Genomic DNA, 17,691 nt, shown 5'->3' on the forward strand with positions numbered 1-17,691 from the left:
GCAGCATGTCCGACCGGTTCCGCGTGCGTAACCCTCCTTCCCTATCCCGCCACATTGCGGAAGGGGTCGAGCCCGAGGTCGATGAGCCGGCGCTCGCGCACGACGATCTCCGCAGTGGCGGTCATGCCGTAACGCAGCGGATATTTCGTGTCGGCCACCTGATAGAAGTCGCGATCGAGTGTCACGCGTCCTTCGTAGACAGGCTGCTTCGTGCCAGGGCTCGGCTTGGTCGCGGGCGAGATGAACGCGAGCGTGCCGTCGATCACGCCATAGCGTTGGTAAGGAAACGCGTTGAACTTGAGCTTGACGTGCTGTCCCTCGCGAAGAAAAGCACGATCGTGTTCCGCAATTTCGATCTTCAATACGGGCCTGGCGTTGGCGGGGGCAATGCCGCCCAGCGGCGTGTTTGCCTGAATCTTGTCACCGGTCTGCGTGGATGTGACATCGGTGACGACGCCCGATACCGGCGCGAGTATCAGCAGAAAATTATCCTTGTCGATATTTTCGAACTTGATGCGCGCGGCAGCATCCGCCACGAGCCGCGCGGTCTGTAGTTGCAGACGCAACTTGTCTTCCGTGCTCGCCACTTCGCGCATGGCCGATTCATATTGCAAGCGCAGATTGGTCGATTCCTGTCCGCTCGTTTCGAGTTGCGCCTTCGCCTGCGTGAATTCATGGCTCAGACGAAAATCCAGTTCTGCGAGTTTCGACTGTTCCACGCGATATCCGCCATCGGCTTCGAGATACGCGTTGCGTTTGACTTCCACTTGCGATTCCGACACCCCGCCGCCGCCCGGCAAGGCAAAGAGCCGCGTGAAGCGGTCGAGTTCGGTCTTCGCGGCATCGCGTGCGCGGCGGGCGTTTTCGAGCACGCTGCGTTGTTCCTGCAATTGCGCCTTCTGTCCTTCCGCGAGCTTGCTCGTGCCTTCGTTCACGCGCTGTTGATGCTGATGCTCTTCCACTTCCATCTGATTCTTCAGCGCGACGATCTTGCGCTGCATGAGCAGCTTCTTCTCGGGGAACTGCTTCCATTCGCGTTCCGCATCGTCGAGCTTGAGTTGCGCTTCGAGCGCATTGGTCGCCGCTTCGATTGCACCACGTGCATTGAGGCGCGCGACGACGTCATCTTTGCGTACGGGCTGGCCTTCCGCGATGAAAAGCTCGGCAAGCTCGCCGTCGATCGGCGCGTAGAACCGCCGCACTTCAGACTCTGGGGCGAGCGTGCCTTGCGCGGCCACGGTGACATCCGCATGTCCCACGAACGACCAGACGAGCGCGGACGCGACCAGCGCGACCATCGTGTAGATGAGGGCTTGCGTCAGGCGCAGCGGCTCGGCCGTGAGTATGGCGATACCTTCCGCGCCATGATCGACCAGCGCTTCCGATAAAGGTTTAAGGTGCGCGTCTTTCTTCACCGCTCGTGCCTCCCGTGGTTGCCGTCGTGATGGTGTTGGCACCGATCAAGCCGAGCTTGGTCTTGAGCAACTGCGGTTCGAGCACCATGCGCAGATCCTGCAGCGAGCGGCGCTGCAGGCTCGCCTCGTTGTCTATCTCGCTTGCAAGCGCCGCCCACTTACCGTTGTCGGCCTTCACTTGCCGGAAGATGCGCATGCCGCGTGTGGCCGCATCCTCGGCATCGGTGAGAAGTCGCGCCTGACTGCGGAACGTGTCCGACACACCCGATTCGAGCCGTTGCGATCCGCCGATGCCACCGTTCGTCCGATACTGATTCCATAGCGTCTGTGCTCGCGACATGAGGCTTTGCGCGCGGGCAGCAGCCTTGTCCCGGAGCGAAGCGACATCAGGCGCGACCTTGTTTGCGAACCACGTGTCGCTATCGAGATCGAGCGTTTCGTAGAAGGACAGCAGCGCTTCGTCATAAGCTTTCGTGCCGCGCGCCTTCTGCAGATCGGCGTATTGCGCGGCCACGGCTTTCTTGTGCGCGAGTTCCTTTTGCGCCGTCGCGGACCATGAGCCTTGCGGCAATTTCTGCAACCCGTCCAGCGCATCCGGCGTCTTGCCGTCGCGCCAGGCATCGGCGATTGCAGCGTATTGTCTTAGCACCTCAGGTGGCGGCAGTTGATCCGCACTGATCTGTTGATACCGCTCCTGAAAAGGCGGCGTCGAAAAATTCGCCGTATTTATGGATGCGGCAAGCGGTGCGAGGCTCGTGCCGCTCGCCGCGCTGCGCAGATCCGCATAGCGCTTGAGATCGGCGCGCACGCGATCGAGGCCGCCCAGTCGCGGATATTTGTCCGCATAATCCTTGAGCGCGCCGTCGATGGAATCGAGATCGTCTTGCGCAAGACCCTTAACGATGGTCGCATTCAATCGCTCGATAGCCGCGAGGTAGACAGAGTCGTCGCTCTGCAACTTGCGCAGATGACTAAGTGCAAGCGCATACGGCTCGCGAAACTCGGGCACATAGCCCGCAAGCCGGTCGAGATCGCGTTGATGCCCCGACGCATCCGCTTCCCAGTGCTTCAGAATTGCGCCGATCCGTCCTTCATCGTCATACATGCGAATGGGCGCATCAGGACCTCCGCGGCTCATCACGAAGCTCTCCAGTTTGCCTATCCAGTCGAGCTCGTCGATCATGGAGCGCACATCGGGATTGTTTTGACCGAGGGCTTTCATCTGCGCGATGATGGCGTCGGCGTTCGCGAAGTCGCCATGTTGCAACGCGGCCAGCCAGCGCGGAACATTTCCCTTGAGCACGGCTTCCGTGTTCATCGCGGCGAATTGCGTGTCTTGCGGATGCGTCAGCAGATAGTCGCTAGTGACACTCGCAGCTTGTGCATAGTCGCCCTGCGCCAGCAGCGATTTCGCCTGATGTTCGTTCGATCCGCTGTAAAAGAGCGCCGCACCACCGGCGAGCATCGCGATCAGCACACTCGCTGCAATCATGCGCGTGCGGCGCGTTGTACGACGGTCATCGCCTGCGAAGGCCGTATGCAATTCGGAAACGAAAAGCGCCGTCTTGCCACGCCGCTTCTTTTCAGGAGCGGCTTCTTTTGCGGGGACAGGCTGCGAATCCAGATTGATTTCGTCTTCGATCGCCGCAGCTTGATCGACGCAAAAGATATCGAGGAACGAGTGCGCCGATCCGACGAAGGTCGTCTTGTCGCTGTCGAAGTTATTGTCGGCATGCGAGGCAGCCATTTCCGTGAGCGTCGATTCGCTCTCTTCGCCATGCAGATGCACGACATAGACGAAATGCGTGCCTCCGAAGGCAAGCGTGTCGCCGTTCTTCAGTTCGACCGCTGACTCGCCCAGGCGCGCGCCATTCACGAAGGTGCCGTTGGTGCTGCCAAGGTCTTCGACGAACGGCGCCGCGCCCTTGACGAACACGTGCGCATGCCGCCGCGATACGTAATTCACCTGATGTGGATACTGCTCTCGATGACGCGCAAACGTAGCGTCGCTCTTGCTCACGAGAAACGGGAATTGCAGCAGTTCGACGGGCTGCAAGTTCAGGTCGTTGCGCTGCGGAACGAGCGTGATGCTCAAGGGCTTGACGGCCACGTTGCGGCGCTTGCGCGGTGCAAATTGCACGCGGTATGCGAGACGGTTGCCGAACCCGATCTCATCGCCCGCACGAACGCGCACGGGCATTTCGCGCACGGGTGTGCCATTCACGGCGGTGCCGTTCTTGCTGCCGAGATCGGCAATATAAACGAGGCCATGCTCGATGAAGATGCGTGCATGACGACGCGAGAGTTGGGCGACGGCTTCGGGCGGGCTGGTATCGAACGGTGCTTCCGCGCGGCCAATGGCGAAGAGATTTTCGTCGATACGAATCTCCGCCAAATTCTCGCCGATTCCGTTACGAGCGAGCGGCTTCAGGACGACATCGAACGCTTCGCCCACGTTCGGCTGCTGTTCCGCTATCGGATCGCCTGGAGCCATGTCCATGTCACGAAGTGAGTCCACGAGCCTTGAGCGGCGCATGGAGCGGATGGGTCGTCCCGCCAGCCGAGCTATGCGACGGCGGGTGTTGAAAGTTTAAGTCACGCATTATCGTAGTCAATCATGCAGCACTGGCTTAAAACGCCATACGCGAGCCGCTTGAGGCGATATGGAACGAGCGTTAGCAAAGCTTGAGGATTGCTCACTGAGGCGTATCCGTGGATGCGTTCTGAACATTCACCGTTGGCCATCCGCCGCCGAGCGCCTTATAGAGCGTCACCGTATCCGACAGGATCTGCTGATGATTGGCGAGCAGCGCGAGCTGTGCGGCAAGCAAGGTGCGCTCGGTTTCAAACACTTCCAGCTGAGAAATCACGCCTTCCTTGAGCTGCGCGTCGATCTGCGCCGCGACGATGGTCAGATGCTCTACTTCCTGTTGCAACTCGACGCGCTGCTTCGTATGCGAATCGAGATTCACGAGCGCATTCTCTACTTCCTCGAACGCGCTCATGACGGTGCTGCGATATTGCTGTTCCGCGACCGTGGTTTGCGCTTCGGTGGTCTTCACGTGAGCACGAACGCTCGGATCGAGAATCGGGATATTGATGCTTGGCAGAAAGCTGAAGGTGAAAGTTTTGAGCAGGTCCGTCAGCGCGAAACTGGCGCTACCGCCGCGCCCGGTGAGACTGATGGTCGGCAATTGCGCGAGCTTCGCCTGACCGACGAGGTCATACGATTCGAGCACGCGATACTCCGCCGCGACGAGATCGGGACGCCGTGCGAGCAACTGCGATGGCAGCCCCGACGGCACCGGCGGCGCCTGCACACGCGTTTGCAAATGCCCTTCCGGCAGCTTGAATTCGCCTGCGGGAACGCCTGTCAATGTAGCGAGGGCATTATTGGCAAGATCGCGCGAACGGCGCAATTCCAGCAGATCGCGCGTCAGGCGGTTCAATTCCGCGCGCTGCGTCAGAACCTGCGTATGGGGCACGAGGCCGTTCTTTTCCATGCCCTCGAAGATCGTCAGGATTTGCCGGTTGGTCGCGATGGTCTTCTTCTGCTGCTCGATCTGATCGTCGAACTGAAGAATCTGGAAGTAAGTGGTCGAAACGTTTGCGACGAGTTCGAGATAACCCGCGCGCCAGTCGGCCTCGGTCGCGCGAAATTCGGCCTTCTGGGCTTGCACGCCTTTTTCCACCGCGCCCCAGATGTCGATGTCCCAGTTCACTTGCGTGCCCAGGTTGTATTGCTTCGAAAACATCTGGCCAGTGGTCTTTTCGAAGCTCGCGCCCGCACCCGCATCCATGGAAGGCAACGCGCCCGCACGGGCCTCGCCGATCTGCGCGCCCGCCACGTTGATGCGCGCGGCCAGCACCTTGATATCGAAGTTGTTGTCGATAGCCTGGCCGACGAGCGTATCCAGTGCGGGATCGTGGAACTGCTTCCACCAGTCGGGCTGAATGGTGGCAGCCGCTGCGACCTTGGGCGCGTCGATCTTGGTGAAGGCGGTCTTCTCAGGCGTGTCCGGGCGTTGATAAGTCGGCACCTTCACGTCGATGCAACCGGCGAGCAGAGCAAGCCCGCTTGCAAGGCCGACGCGTAACAGCCCAAAGCGCAAAGAGCCTAAGCGCAAAGAGCCAAAGCGCAACGATGGCAACAAGGCTTGCACGATCTCGCTCCCGGTGAACGCGCACCGACGGTCAGGTTGAGTGTGGAGGCGTCGCGGCCCGGCTCGTCGATTCATCGAGTAAATCACAAGGCGGAACGGGATGCCATACGGATCGAATCGGAGGCCGCCCGCCGTCTTGCGAATGGCGGGCGGGTATTGCAAGCGAGACTCCCCGTGCCTCGCCATTACCGCGTAACCACATTGATGCTTTACCGTGTCACTGCCGCTTTTATTCCCGGCTTCACGAAACAAACGGCGTGAACACGTTGATGTTGCTGACGTTGTGTGCGTCCTGCTTCGGCTTGACGTTCGAGGTCATGTCGCTTGCGAATGCAGCGTTGAGGCCGTTCTGGTTGAACGTGTTTTGCGTCTGGTTTGCGAGTTGTTCCGTCGTACCGCTCAGATCGAACGCGCTGCTGCTATAGAACGGCATGAGGAAATTCATGCCGCCGCGCACGGCCGACATTTCGTCACGGTCCATTTCGGCTTGATGGGAAAGATCGCGGATGGTCAGAGTGGACATGATCGAGGCTCCTGGGTAAGGTTGATTTAGCTCAGTACGGGACTGGCGCCAAGATTGACGGTGCTGATGTTCTGCGCTTCCTGCTTCGGCATGACGTTCGACATCATGTTGCCGCCGAAGGCCACGCCCACGCCGTTTTGATTCACCGTGTTCTGGGTCTGGCCGATCAGTTGCTGCGTGCTGAACGAAGATTCGAACTTCGTGATATCGATGCCGGGAAACAGGAACGACATGCCGCCGCGCACGGCCGACATCGTCTGGCGATCGAGCTCTTCGGTAACGGGCAGGTCTTGAATGGTCAGCGTGGTCATGGCGGTTCTCCTTGCGACTTCGCGCTTTGCGCATCGGGTGGTGGTTGGCGACAACTTGTTTGCGTGAGCTGTTAAATGCATAGGGTGTGCCAGTCGTCGTTCGATGCGGAAAAATATCTAGCAAAGCCTTGTCGCACATAAGCACGGTCGACGTAATGTGCTCTCAAACTCGACCCAATGATGATGGTCTTCTACCAACACTTCGGACTCCAACTGTCCGTTATCGAACGACATCGCTTTTCTCGGGCCCGAGACGAACGCTCTCATCCGCGAAACGTCTGCGGATACGGCGTATCAACAGGGAAAGGCGGCGCTTAAGGCATGCGCGCGCCGCTTACTTGACGTAGATCGTGATCTTCTTCGAATACACAGGCGGGTCGGTCGGAATGTGCCGGTCATCGCCCATCAAGAGCTGAAGTGTGTGCTTGCCCGGCGGAAGTTCTATAGTCGTTTCCGTCTCGCCCGCGCCGTAGTGCAAGTGATTGCGGTCTGACGGAATCTCCTGATCCATCGGCGGCAAGTCCGTATCGATCAACAGGTGATGATGCCCCGTGTTAGGGAATTTGACGCCGCGCGGCGCCACGCCCATGTACCGTAGACCGAACCACACCTTAATAGGCTTGCCCGCCGCGAAGGTCTGGCCATCGTTTGGATAGCCGATATAGGCGTAAGCGTTGGCGGGCGCCGGCGTCGGCCCCGCTACGGCGAATTGCACTGCAAACACAGCGGCAAGCAATGCAAAACGTGATAGCGCGATTGCGCTGACGGTTCGGTTCTTCATGTCATTCCCCTCGGCTGCGCGGTTGCCGTGCATGCTTCATTTCATCGTGATGGTGATCTTCTTGGAATAAACAGGAGGATCGTGCGGTACGTGGTTGTAGTCGCCCATCAGCAGCTGTAGCGTGTGCTTGCCCGGCGGAAGCTCCAGGCGCGCATCGGTCTCGCCCGCGCCATAGTGAAAGTGATTGCGGTCGGAGGGAATCTCCTGATCGAGCGGCGGCAGGTCAGTATCGATCAGCAAGTGGTGATGTCCGACGTTGGGCATGTCCACGCCCTTCGGACAGACGCCCATGTTGCGCAGTCCCATGCGTACCCAAAGTTTGCCGCCCGAGATCACGGCGCCGTCGGGCGGCCAGATGATGTATGCCTCGGCGTTCGGCGGAGCGGGAGTGCGCTGACGCGCGGCGGAAAAAGACGTATCGGCGGCGACGGCGGCGAGTGAAGCCAGTGCGCCAAGCACGGTTCTTCTCAACATGTTGTGCATGCCTCTTGATGAACAGTCACATGAAGGACTGACGAATGTGCGAGCGCTGAAGATACTGTCGTACGCTCGTGCGTGGAGCGATCATGCCGTCGTCAGGTTTTTAGATTAGAACGTAACGTTTAAAAAAGATACTTACGAGAGACCGGAAGCGCACTCCTCATCACGCATACCTGCTTAATGGGGATTTAAGTGCCGACTGACCGCGTGCTATCTTTGTTTGTGCTGCAGATGCACGAGCGCGACGGCAAATGCATGGTCCTCGCATGCGCCGACTTTGCATGAGCATCCAGGCGACAACGACAGACGCGCGAACGGCGCGCCCCTAATCAAGCCGGACCGAAAGGGTGTGAATATGTGGCGGACTCTCTTCATCGCAGGCATGTTCGTGACGATGGGCGGCGCGTTCGCAGCGCCTTCCGATCCACCGCTTGAGAGACCTTCGGTCGCGGCCGCCGACACTCATGCGAATCGCATGGCGCTCGTTATCGGCAATACGCACTACGGCGACGCCCCGCTGCCGGCCGCGGAGCACGACGCATACGATATGAGCGTTGCACTCACATCGCTCGGATTCAACGTGACGCGCCGTATCGATCTCAACGAAACCGCCATGCGCGACGCGCTCGACACGTTCGTCATGCAACTGGGTCCACACGATACCGCGCTCGTCTACTTTGCGGGCCACGGTCTGCAGGCAGGCGGCGATGCCCTGCTCGCCCCGCTCGATGCCCGCGCCGATGCGCCCGTCACGCTGGTCGAGAAAGGTATTCCGGTGAAGGATGTCGTGGCGCGCATGGTGCAGCGCCGTCCGGACGCCGCGAACATCGTCGTGCTCGACATGTGTCTGAACGATCCCTTCGGTGCCGCGCCCACCGAGAGCATGTCTTTGCCCGCGAACACACTGGTTGCGTACGCAACTACTTTTGCGACCGAAGCCGCCGAGACGGAACGGAACGGCCTTTACACCGCCGCGCTGTTACGAGCGATGTCCGGCGGAGCACGCGCCACATCCAGAATATTCGAAATAGCCGCCGCAAATGTCGCGCAGTCGACGCACGATAGCCAACGGCCGTGGATCGCATCGACACTCGATGCCGCATTCACACTCGCACCGATGTCGTCAGCTTCCACGGACGCCATCGATGCGACGCAATCCGCCACGGGTACCCGTACGCGCGGCATTCTTCCCAAGGACAGCAGCGAGCAATACGAACTGACCTTCTGGGAATCGATCAAGGACAGCACGTACCCAAGCGATTACGAAGCCTATTTGAAGGCGTATCCGAACGGACGATTCGCCACGCTTGCCAAGGCGCGTATCGATCGCTTGCGTGCGGCGGCCGCAAGTGCGAAGCCCGCGGCATCGCCGCAGTTGCCAGCTTCGCCTACTCCGGCGCCGACGCCGAAGCCCGCGCCGCCTGTCGTCGCCGAAAAGCCGCGTCAAACCGCACCCACGACCACGCCTGTACCGGCAACCACGACTGCCACTGTCGCAGTCGCATCCAGACCCGCAGCGAAGACTTCCGCAGGGGCCGAAGTAAAAGACTGTCCGTCTTGTCCCGCGCTGGTCCCGCTCTCGGCTGGCAGCTTCAACATGGGCAGCAACAACGACGATCCCGCAGAAAAGCCGCCGCATCGCGTGGCCATTGCGCAGCCGTATCTCATCGGCAAATACGAAGTGACGATCGAACAATGGAATGCATGCGTCGATGCCGGCGCCTGCACACGTATCTCACCCGATGGCGACGCCGGCAACGCGCCGCCCGCCAATGCGCCGATGCGCAACGTCAGTTGGGACGACGCGCAGGTCTACGTCAAATGGTTGAGCAAGGTGGGCGGCAAGGCATATCGCCTGCCGACCGAAGCCGAATGGGAATATGCGGCGCGCGGCGGTACGCAGAGCACTTACTGGTGGGGCGATCAGATGAAGAAAGGCAACGCCGACTGCAAGGATTGCGGCGAGCCTTATCGTCCCGAAGCGCCGATGCCCGTAGGCTCATTTGCCGCGAATCCGTATGGTCTCCACGACATGAACGGCAGCGTCTGGGAATGGGTCGCCGACTGCTGGCACGGCAACTACAAAGGCGCACCGGCCGATGGCCACGCGTGGGACGATCCATCATGTTCAGTGCGCGTGATTCGCGGCGGCTCGTGGCGCGAAGGCGCGAGCTATATGCAATCGGCCACGCGATTCAAATACAGCTCGAGCGTGAGGCAATCGCAGAACGGTTTTCGTGTAGCGCGTGACGCGCAGTGAAGGCACACTATCGCAACGCCGCCTTCACGATGATCTGCCCTTGCGTATCGCGCTCGATCTTCTTAAGCACCGGCTGCGCCGCCTGAAAGTCCTCGGGCGTGCAGACCTGTTTGCCGAAATTCGCGGTGAAAGTGCGCGAAATTTGAATCGTGTTGGTCGCGGCATCGAACAGATAGCGCGATGAAAAGCGGAAGAAGCCGCTATCGAGGTCGAGGTTGTCGGGCACTTCGACCACGTGCATCGTACGAGGAAGCACGATCTGCGATACCTCGTCGAACACGCCGCCTATGCACAGATAAGGTTGCGTACGCACGCGCTCCGCAAGCCAGTTGCGCGCCTGCGTCGCGATGCCGCCCGAGAGACTCGTCAACGCGGACAACGCGGTCGTGCCAGTGGGCCAGACCACGTCGTCGACCGTGCCGTTCACGGTCGTGGCGAAGGGGCCGCTCGTGGCATCGACATCGCTGGTCGTGAGCGCGCCCGCGCCACGCAGATTCGTATAACGCAGACGATCCGTTGCGATCTGCTCGCGCCGCTCCGCATTCGCCGAACGCAGATTCATACGCTCGATCTCGGCACTCCATCCTGCATCCTCGACCCAATACGCAAAGTTGGCGACGCCTCCGGGCGCCACGTCGATCTGCAATCGCGCCGCGCGCGACAAGGGCTGCGTGGATGGTGTGTGCGAAAGCTTGCCGGCATTCACGAGCACGGTCGGGCGATCCATGTCCGCGAGTGGCAGATAGCCGAACTCGACGCTCGCCGCCGTGCTATCCGCATATAGATTCAGATCGGGCATCCATGTGATGACGTGATTGATCGCGCCCGCGCCGTAGCCTGGCACCGAAGGCAGCGAATACACCGCGCCCAGGCCGATCAGCGCGGGCTCGTTGCGAATGCCCACGGCATCGAGCAACGCGCCGAACAGCGCGACGTGGTCCTTGCAATCGCCATAACGATTCGCAAGTACCTCGGTCACGCGATGCGGCACGGCGGGACTTTGACCGATGAACATCGCGACATAGCGGATATTGCGACGTACCCAGTCGTAGAGCGTCTTTGCTTTGGCGCGCGCGTCGGCGTCGTTGCGTGTGAGCGATTGCGCGAACGCGATCACGGCGGGATCTTTCGTGCTCGGGTCCACGGAAGGTTCGCGATAGCTCGCGGCGAAGCTCGCGTAATCGGGAAACGTCGACACCATCAGACGGTCGCCGTATTGCGCGTAAGCGACCGAGCCGGTTTCGATGCGCGCAATGTGTTCGCGACGGTAATCGAACGCATAGCGCGTGCGGCCATTCGCGGTGACGGGCGGCTCGGCTTCATAGCCGCGCGCATCGGCGAAGAGCGGCTTGGTCGCGGGCAGATCGAAGATGAGCCGCTGTGCAAGCACCGGCCGCGAACCCGGATCGACGTAATAGTTGAACTGCCCCGCGATGACAGGACTCGCCTGGCTCTTGCGAAACCGCAGATGCACCGTCGAGCCGATGCCCACCGCCGGAAAAATCACCGCGCGCAGCTTGGCGTCCTGAAACGTGGGCGCGCCTGCCGAACGCGGCTCCTGGATGTCACGGATCTGCTCGGGCGAAACATCGTGACGCGCGCCGTTGGCATCGACGGAATAGGCTTCGACGATTTCCACGTTCGACACGCTGCGGTCGTACCAGACGTAACGCTGCGCAATTTCGTCGATGCCGGCCGACGTGTTCGCGCGCAACACGGTGGTATCGTCCTCCGTCACCGAACCGTCTTCGGCCACGACGAACTCGTGGCTGTCGCTGATAACGGTCGATGGATCGTCGTCGCCGGATGCTGCATGAGCAATGCCAGTCAGCGCGAGCGCCAAGACGAGAGCCAGGACGAGAACCAAACGGATCGATAGACGAGTCATGTCGCGGGCGCATGTGGGAGCTGCGTCAATCGTACATGAAGCGCGCCGGGGTCGAGCGGCGTCAGCGTGCAGCGAGTTGCGCCAGATCGGCCTGCAATTCGTCGAGCGGATGCGACCAGTCGCCGAGTTGCGTCTGACGATAAAGCCGCATAGACGGATACCAGGGCGTGAAGCGCTGACAGTCATACCAGCGGCAATCGCACGCGTTTGCAAGCAGCACCCATACGGGACGATTCAACGCGCCTGCAAGATGCGCGGGCCCCGAGTCGATGGTGATGAACAAATCGAGTTCGTCGAGCACGTATGCCGTATCGCCGAAAGCCGCGAGATACGGCGCCATGTCGATGACATCGTGTGCCTGCATCAACGCACGTTCGTCATCGGTCAGCGCGCCGACCTGAAGCGAGTAGAAGCGACAATCGGGATTGGCGAACAACGCGACCAGTTGTTGGAGTTGCATCGACCGGTACGGCTCATGGCGCACGTTGCTGGCGCTGCGCCAGCCGATACCGACCTTCATCCGCTTCGGTTCGCGTTGCATCGATGCAAGCGCTTCGTGTGGCAAGCCGCGATTGGGATTGCATGCGATCATGCCGCCGGGATTCTCCATCGGAAAATATGGCGAATGCTGATAGCGCGCGAAGAGATTGAACACGTACGTGATGCGGTCGCAATGCTGCATCTCGTGCGCACGTTGCTCGGCCGTCGGGATGACAAGACGCACGCCTTCGCGCGGGCGGACGACATCGCGCCACTCGTCGAAGACTTCGATGACCAACTCGCGTGCGCCTTCCCGCAGCAAGGCATCGACGTAGCGCGAATAGAGCACGAAATCGCCGAAGCCGCCTTCGATGGAGATCAAGATCGACTTGCCGTCAACGGGTTCGTCTATGCCGAGCAGCTTGGGACGCGCCAGGTCGATCCACGGCATGTCACCGCTAAAGAGCACGTGGAGAAGCGACTCGCCGCGTCCGACATCGCGGTTGATGCGATGCAGTGCATGCGCTTCGTGATACTTGCCGCTCGAGTAAAGCACCATCGCGAGTTCTTCGGTGAGCTGGTAGCGCACGAAGGGGGACATGTCGTGCGTAAGCGCTATCCTGAGACAACGTTCCGCAAGCTCGCGCATGCCGAGATAGTTCAAGTCGATGCCGAGTTGTCCGATCCATATGCCCGAATCGGGCAAGGCGGCGAGTCGAGTGATCATGGCCTGCGCTTCGGCGGCGCGCCCGGCCACGCGCAAGGCGCGCACGCTGTCTATGTTGAGCCGTAAGTTCTGGGCGTCTGGGAGATTCATTTTTGTTTTGCAAGGTGCGAAGAGCGAAGCCGCGAATGCCGGCGCTCGGGCGCACATGCTAACTGCACGGTTCGCCTTAGCTGCAAAAAAATGTCAGATCGAGCTTTCGTTGCCGGGTACGACTTCCGAGCATAGACGCAAGCGTATCGATCAGGCGAGCACGCACGTGAAACAAACGCGCCGGTTATGGTAACCGTTTCCGAGTCTGTCTCGACGAGCCCAGGAAGAAGAAGCGCCGGCATCGTTCGTTTCGGTATCAGGTTATCCTGCTGCGAGACGCGGGTTGCACCGGACATTGCGTCTGTTCTTGCATGTCTTCGCCAGGAGCCTGATCGATGATGCCTTTGCCTAACTCGAACCATGCACGGCGTCATGGTTCTTCTCTGCCATGAACGGCCGTTCACCGGATCGCCGACGGTTCCTGCGTGTCGCGGCCACGGCGGCGCTCGCCGGAGCGACAAACCCGCTCATCGCGCAGATCGCGCCCTCGCAGTCGACGCCCATGCACAAGCGCCCGATTCCATCGAGCAACGAAGCGCTGCCTGTAATCGGCTGCGGCACGTGGCGCACATTCGACGTCGGCGACGACGCCGCCCGCCGTCGCGAACTCGCCGAAGTGCTGCGCGTGCTGTTCGCGGCGGGCGGCTCGGTGATCGATTCATCGCCCATGTATGGCTCGTCCGAAGCCGTCGCGGGCGACCTGCTCGCCGAATTGCACGCACGCGACAAGGCGTTCATCGCCACCAAGGTGTGGACCGATGGACGCGAGGCGGGCATCGCGCAAATGGAACAGTCGATGCGCCTTTTCAAAACGCCGCGCATCGACCTCATGCAGATCCACAATCTGCTCGACTGGCGCACGCAACTCGCCACGCTGCGCGATTGGAAAGCGGCCGGGCGCGTGCGCTATATCGGCGTCACGCATTACACGTCGAGCGCGTTCGGGCAGGTCGAAGCGGTGCTGCGATCCGAGCGTGTGGACTTCGTGCAAATCAACTACGCGGCCAACGACCGCGACGCCGAGGAACGGCTGCTGCCGCTTGCCGCCGAGCGCGGCGTCGCTGTGCTCGTCAATCAGCCGTTCGGCGGCGGCTCGCTGCTCGCCTCGCTTCGCGCAAAACCGCTGCCCGCGTTCGCGGCCGATTTGGGCTGCACGAGTTGGGCACAGCTTCTGCTCAAATTCGTGTTGGGAAACCCTGCCGTCACTTGCGTGATTCCGGGCACCGGACGGCGCGAGTACATGATCGACAACGTGCGCGCGGGCATTGGCGATTATCCGGATGCGGCGCTGCGAAAGCGCATCGCGGATGCCGTCGCGTGACTAGAGAGCCAGGACATGCCATGAGCGATACCTTCGATCTTCAACGCTTCGTCGATGCACAAGAAGCCGTCATCGACGACGTGCGCGCCGAGTTGTCCGCCGGCCGCAAGCGCACGCACTGGATGTGGTTCGTGTTCCCGCAAATCGCAGGTCTCGGCCATAGCCACATGGCGCGGCATTACGCTATCCAGTCCCGCGCGGAAGCCGAAGCGTATATCGCGCATCCTGTGCTCGGCGCGCGGCTCGTCGAATTGACTGGCATCGTCAATGGCGTGAAGAATTCGAGCGTCGAGCAAGTTTTTGGGTATCCGGACGACATGAAGTTTCATTCGTCGATGACGCTCTTCGCGCGCACCGCGCCCGATCCCGCGATCTTTAACGACGCGCTGCAACGCTTTTTCGATGGCCACGAGGATGAAGGGACGCTCGCCCGCTTGAAGTAGCCGTGCGTGGGCATGGCCGTTGCGCTTTCGTTGGCACTTCAACGATGGAGAGACGCGATGACTCAATCCCTCAAGCTGCACGATCACGTTAGCTGGAATACGCCGCAGGGCGAGACCACGGGCCATGTCGTGAAAGTGATCCACGAACGCACGACAGTCGATGGCCATACGGTCAATGCATCGAAGTCCGATCCGCACTACGAGGTGGAAAGCGACAAGAGCGGCAAGCATGCCGTGCACAAAGCGGAAGCGCTGAAACGCATTTCACACTGAATTTTCTTCGATTTCCGCGTCACGGCGTGCGCCCCAAGCGGGTGCACGCCGTGCGTATGAGCACGTTCCCTGCAAAATTCGCAATAAACGTTCACACTTCTACCGCGCTAGATTCGCGCAATTCCCAAGAACTGATTTGCCAAATCTTTTGAGGATTGGAAGATGAACTCGAAACTCGTGGCACTGCTCTTCGCCGCATCGGCCATTGGCCTGACTTCCACCGCGTCCTACGCGCAAGTTGCGGGCGCACAGACGCTCGGCGTATCGGTCGAGGTATCGACCGCCATCATCGACGGCTGGAGTGTCAGGAAGTCGATTCTCAACAAGCCCGTCTTCAATGAACAGGGCGCGAAGGTCGGCGTGATCCACGACATCATCGTGGCGCCAGACCGTTCGGTTTCGTTCGCGATCATCGCGGCAAACCAGTTCCTCGGCGTCTCGCATCACGACGTCGCCATTCCGGTCGAACAACTCGATTTCCAGGGCGGAAAGCTCGTGCTGCCCGGCGCGACGAAGGACGCGATCAAGGCCCTGCCCGAATTCCAGTACACCAAGGTCAAGGCAACGCCGAAGCCGCGTGCGGAGTTCGAACATCACTGATGCTTGGCAGGCAGCGGCGTGAGGTTTGCGCCGCTGCAGGCCGCTTGCGAGTTCGTCGTATCGAAGTAAGCACGCTTCAAAGCCGTGGCGGCGTTCGTTCGACGCCGCTACGCACGGCATCGGTCCGACGCAGATTCAACGCGCTACTGCGCGCGATCGGTCAGAACGAACTCCACTCGTCGCCATGCGTCGCCGCAGCGGTCGCCACGGGCGCAGCACGCCGCGTACGCGCGGGTGCGGCAACGCGCGCGGCAGTACGCGCCACGGGCGCGGCAGGCGCATACGACCGGGGCGCAATACCACCGCCTTCGACCACGAAGAACGCCATGACTTCGTTCAGGCGACGGCCCTGCTCTTCCAGCGCCTGCGATGCGGCCGCGGCTTCCTCGACGAGCGCCGCGTTCTGTTGCGTGACCTCGTCCATCTGCGTGATGGCCTGATTCACCTGCTCGATGCCGCGTCCCTGCTCCGCCGATGCTGCCGCGATCTCCGACATGATGTCGGTCACCTGAGCCACGGCCTGCGTTACTTCGGTCATGGTCGTACCGGCTTCGCTCGCGAGTGCCGAGCCGTCCTTCACCTTTTCGACGGAATCGGCGATCAGTTCCTTGATCTCCTTCGCCGCCGACGACGAGCGCTGCGCGAGGCTGCGCACTTCGCTTGCCACGACCGCAAAGCCGCGTCCCTGTTCACCCGCGCGCGCCGCTTCAACGGCCGCGTTGAGCGCCAGAATGTTGGTCTGGAAAGCGATGCCTTCGATGATGCCCGTGATCTCCGCGATCTTCGACGAGCTGTTGCTGATGCCGTGCATGGTGTCGACCACGCGACCGACCACATCGCTGCCCTTTCGCGCGACATTCGAGGCATTCGACGCGAGCGAACTCGCCTGATGCGCGTTGTCGGCATTCTGACGCACCGTGGACGTCAATTGCTCCATGCTCGCCGCCGTTTCCTGCAACGACGCCGCCTGCTCTTCAGTGCGCTGGCTCAGGTCCGTGTTGCCTGTGGCCAGTTCCTTGGCGGCGCCGCCCACCGCGCCGCTGCTGTCGCGCACACGGCTCACGGTTTCGGTCAGGCGTTCGTTCATCTCGGCAAGCGCACGCAGCAAGTCGCCAGTCTCGTCCTTCGAATCGGCGATGATCGTGCTGCGCAAGTCGCCACGCGCCACGGTTTGCGCGATCTCGACTGCGTCCTCGATAGGCCGGGTGATCGAACGCGTGATCGCAAAGCCCGCGGCCACCGCGAACAGCGTGGCGAACGAGCACAGCGCGATCAGCACGTTGCGCTGCATCTCGTACTGAGCTTCGAAATCACGCACGATCTCTTCGCGACGCGTGGCCGTGTAGCTCGCGTAGTCGTCGGTGGCCTTGACCAGTTGGGCGAGCAGCGGACGGCATTCGTCGTCCATCTTGGAGATCGCCTGGTCGTGCTTGCCGGCGAGCGCGAGGCCGACGATATCCGTCGCCACCGGGCCGTACAAGCCTTCCACGCTCGCCATTTCGGCGACGAGGCCACGGGCCTTCTCGCTCGTGTCGCTCGCCGAGGCGATCATGTCCTTGAGTTGTTTCAGGCGCGCCTGCACGTCTGCGTGAGCGCGCGTGACCTGGGCTTTTTCCAATTCGAGATCGGCGGGCTTGCTGACGAGCACGAGATTGCGTGCGGCAATGGCGCGGCGGTCGACCGCGGTGCGCAACTGACTGGCCACATCGGCGCGCGCGTTGATGCCGTTGACGTAGTTCGCGAAGCCGTCGGTCGCCTGGGAAAGCGAGCGCAGCGACATGCCTGCGACGAGCACCACGAGGACGGCAAGAATGCCGAAGCCGGCGACCAGTTTGTTCTTGATCGTGATGTTTCTAAGGTTCATTTGAAGGTTCTCTCAGTCAGTTCGTGGAACTGTTTCGGCGTCGTATGTTCGACTCGTGCGCCTTACGCGGCG

The 17,691-nt window shown here is 61.0% G+C and carries 15 protein-coding genes; 5 read left to right on the top strand and 10 right to left on the bottom strand.

Annotated features, from left to right (window positions below):
• Positions 1-41 precede the first annotated feature (41 nt).
• From NCR98_RS16835 to NCR98_RS16865, 7 genes are all read right to left on the bottom strand, one after another.
• Positions 42-1,415, bottom strand: a complete 1,374-nt coding sequence (locus tag NCR98_RS16835; RefSeq protein ID WP_244829623.1) for a beta-barrel domain-containing protein — start codon at positions 1,413-1,415, stop codon at positions 42-44.
• Positions 1,393-3,909, bottom strand: coding sequence for an FHA domain-containing protein (locus NCR98_RS16840; RefSeq protein ID WP_250526912.1), 2,517 nt, complete (start codon positions 3,907-3,909; stop codon positions 1,393-1,395). The genes NCR98_RS16835 and NCR98_RS16840 overlap by 23 nt, the downstream gene beginning before the upstream one ends.
• A gap of 202 nt (positions 3,910-4,111) precedes the next feature.
• Complete coding sequence (locus NCR98_RS16845) at positions 4,112-5,578, bottom strand: efflux transporter outer membrane subunit (RefSeq protein WP_502799760.1); 1,467 nt, start codon at positions 5,576-5,578, stop codon at positions 4,112-4,114.
• 241 nt (positions 5,579-5,819) lie between these two features.
• A complete protein-coding gene (locus NCR98_RS16850) occupies positions 5,820-6,101 on the bottom strand; it encodes a hypothetical protein (protein WP_250493431.1) in 282 nt (93 codons plus the stop codon).
• A 26-nt stretch (positions 6,102-6,127) separates the two neighbouring features.
• On the bottom strand, positions 6,128-6,412 hold the full coding sequence (locus tag NCR98_RS16855; protein WP_250493432.1) for a hypothetical protein: 285 nt from the start codon (positions 6,410-6,412) through the stop codon (positions 6,128-6,130).
• 334 nt (positions 6,413-6,746) lie between these two features.
• Positions 6,747-7,193, bottom strand: coding sequence for a DUF4399 domain-containing protein (locus tag NCR98_RS16860; RefSeq protein ID WP_244829620.1), 447 nt, complete (start codon positions 7,191-7,193; stop codon positions 6,747-6,749).
• A 36-nt stretch (positions 7,194-7,229) separates the two neighbouring features.
• Complete coding sequence (locus NCR98_RS16865; protein ID WP_244829619.1) at positions 7,230-7,667, bottom strand: DUF4399 domain-containing protein; 438 nt, start codon at positions 7,665-7,667, stop codon at positions 7,230-7,232.
• Positions 7,668-8,028: 361 nt separating this feature from the next.
• Here NCR98_RS16865 and NCR98_RS16870 point away from each other — a divergent pair, with 361 nt between their 5' ends.
• Positions 8,029-9,933 (top strand): SUMF1/EgtB/PvdO family nonheme iron enzyme, encoded by a 1,905-nt coding sequence (locus tag NCR98_RS16870; protein WP_250526736.1) that lies wholly within the window; start codon positions 8,029-8,031, stop codon positions 9,931-9,933.
• A gap of 7 nt (positions 9,934-9,940) precedes the next feature.
• On the opposite strand, the gene NCR98_RS16875 is transcribed toward NCR98_RS16870, so the two are convergent.
• Positions 9,941-11,821 (bottom strand): DUF3857 domain-containing transglutaminase family protein, encoded by a 1,881-nt coding sequence (locus NCR98_RS16875; RefSeq protein ID WP_250526737.1) that lies wholly within the window; start codon positions 11,819-11,821, stop codon positions 9,941-9,943.
• A gap of 61 nt (positions 11,822-11,882) precedes the next feature.
• Positions 11,883-13,118 carry a glycosyltransferase family 9 protein gene (locus NCR98_RS16880; protein ID WP_250526738.1) on the bottom strand — a complete coding sequence of 412 codons (1,236 nt, stop codon included), beginning with the start codon at positions 13,116-13,118 and terminating at the stop codon, positions 11,883-11,885.
• Between the two features lie 388 nt (positions 13,119-13,506).
• On the opposite strand from NCR98_RS16880, the gene NCR98_RS16885 reads away from it, so the two are divergent.
• From NCR98_RS16885 to NCR98_RS16900, 4 genes are all read left to right on the top strand, one after another.
• On the top strand, positions 13,507-14,439 hold the full coding sequence (locus NCR98_RS16885; RefSeq protein ID WP_250467122.1) for an aldo/keto reductase: 933 nt from the start codon (positions 13,507-13,509) through the stop codon (positions 14,437-14,439).
• Between the two features lie 20 nt (positions 14,440-14,459).
• Positions 14,460-14,882: a DUF1810 domain-containing protein gene (locus NCR98_RS16890; RefSeq protein ID WP_250526739.1), complete on the top strand. Its 423-nt coding sequence runs from the start codon at positions 14,460-14,462 to the stop codon at positions 14,880-14,882.
• Positions 14,883-14,939: 57 nt separating this feature from the next.
• A complete protein-coding gene (locus NCR98_RS16895) occupies positions 14,940-15,155 on the top strand; it encodes a hypervirulence associated TUDOR domain-containing protein (protein ID WP_244829613.1) in 216 nt (71 codons plus the stop codon).
• 162 nt (positions 15,156-15,317) lie between these two features.
• Positions 15,318-15,755 (top strand): PRC-barrel domain-containing protein, encoded by a 438-nt coding sequence (locus tag NCR98_RS16900; RefSeq protein ID WP_244829612.1) that lies wholly within the window; start codon positions 15,318-15,320, stop codon positions 15,753-15,755.
• A 160-nt stretch (positions 15,756-15,915) separates the two neighbouring features.
• On the opposite strand, the gene NCR98_RS16905 is transcribed toward NCR98_RS16900, so the two are convergent.
• A complete protein-coding gene (locus NCR98_RS16905) occupies positions 15,916-17,619 on the bottom strand; it encodes a methyl-accepting chemotaxis protein (RefSeq protein WP_250526740.1) in 1,704 nt (567 codons plus the stop codon).
• Positions 17,620-17,691 lie beyond the last annotated feature (72 nt).

The sequence above is a fragment of the Caballeronia sp. GAWG2-1 genome, from assembly GCF_023631405.1.
Classification (GTDB): domain Bacteria; phylum Pseudomonadota; class Gammaproteobacteria; order Burkholderiales; family Burkholderiaceae; genus Caballeronia.

Excerpts from the sequence above, each read along its gene's own strand:
- NCR98_RS16840 (WP_250526912.1), bottom strand. The coding sequence starts at position 3,909 with ATGGCTCCAGGCGATCCGATAGCGGAACAGCAGCCGAACGTGGGCGAA.
- NCR98_RS16850 (WP_250493431.1), bottom strand. The coding sequence starts at position 6,101 with ATGTCCACTCTGACCATCCGCGATCTTTCCCATCAAGCCGAAATGGAC.
- NCR98_RS16855 (WP_250493432.1), bottom strand. The coding sequence starts at position 6,412 with ATGACCACGCTGACCATTCAAGACCTGCCCGTTACCGAAGAGCTCGAT.
- NCR98_RS16860 (WP_244829620.1), bottom strand. The coding sequence starts at position 7,193 with ATGAAGAACCGAACCGTCAGCGCAATCGCGCTATCACGTTTTGCATTG.
- NCR98_RS16865 (WP_244829619.1), bottom strand. The coding sequence starts at position 7,667 with ATGTTGAGAAGAACCGTGCTTGGCGCACTGGCTTCACTCGCCGCCGTC.
- NCR98_RS16870 (WP_250526736.1), top strand. The coding sequence starts at position 8,029 with ATGTGGCGGACTCTCTTCATCGCAGGCATGTTCGTGACGATGGGCGGC.
- NCR98_RS16875 (WP_250526737.1), bottom strand. The coding sequence starts at position 11,821 with ATGACTCGTCTATCGATCCGTTTGGTTCTCGTCCTGGCTCTCGTCTTG.
- NCR98_RS16880 (WP_250526738.1), bottom strand. The coding sequence starts at position 13,118 with ATGAATCTCCCAGACGCCCAGAACTTACGGCTCAACATAGACAGCGTG.
- NCR98_RS16885 (WP_250467122.1), top strand. The coding sequence starts at position 13,507 with ATGAACGGCCGTTCACCGGATCGCCGACGGTTCCTGCGTGTCGCGGCC.
- NCR98_RS16890 (WP_250526739.1), top strand. The coding sequence starts at position 14,460 with ATGAGCGATACCTTCGATCTTCAACGCTTCGTCGATGCACAAGAAGCC.
- NCR98_RS16895 (WP_244829613.1), top strand. The coding sequence starts at position 14,940 with ATGACTCAATCCCTCAAGCTGCACGATCACGTTAGCTGGAATACGCCG.
- NCR98_RS16900 (WP_244829612.1), top strand. The coding sequence starts at position 15,318 with ATGAACTCGAAACTCGTGGCACTGCTCTTCGCCGCATCGGCCATTGGC.
- NCR98_RS16905 (WP_250526740.1), bottom strand. The coding sequence starts at position 17,619 with ATGAACCTTAGAAACATCACGATCAAGAACAAACTGGTCGCCGGCTTC.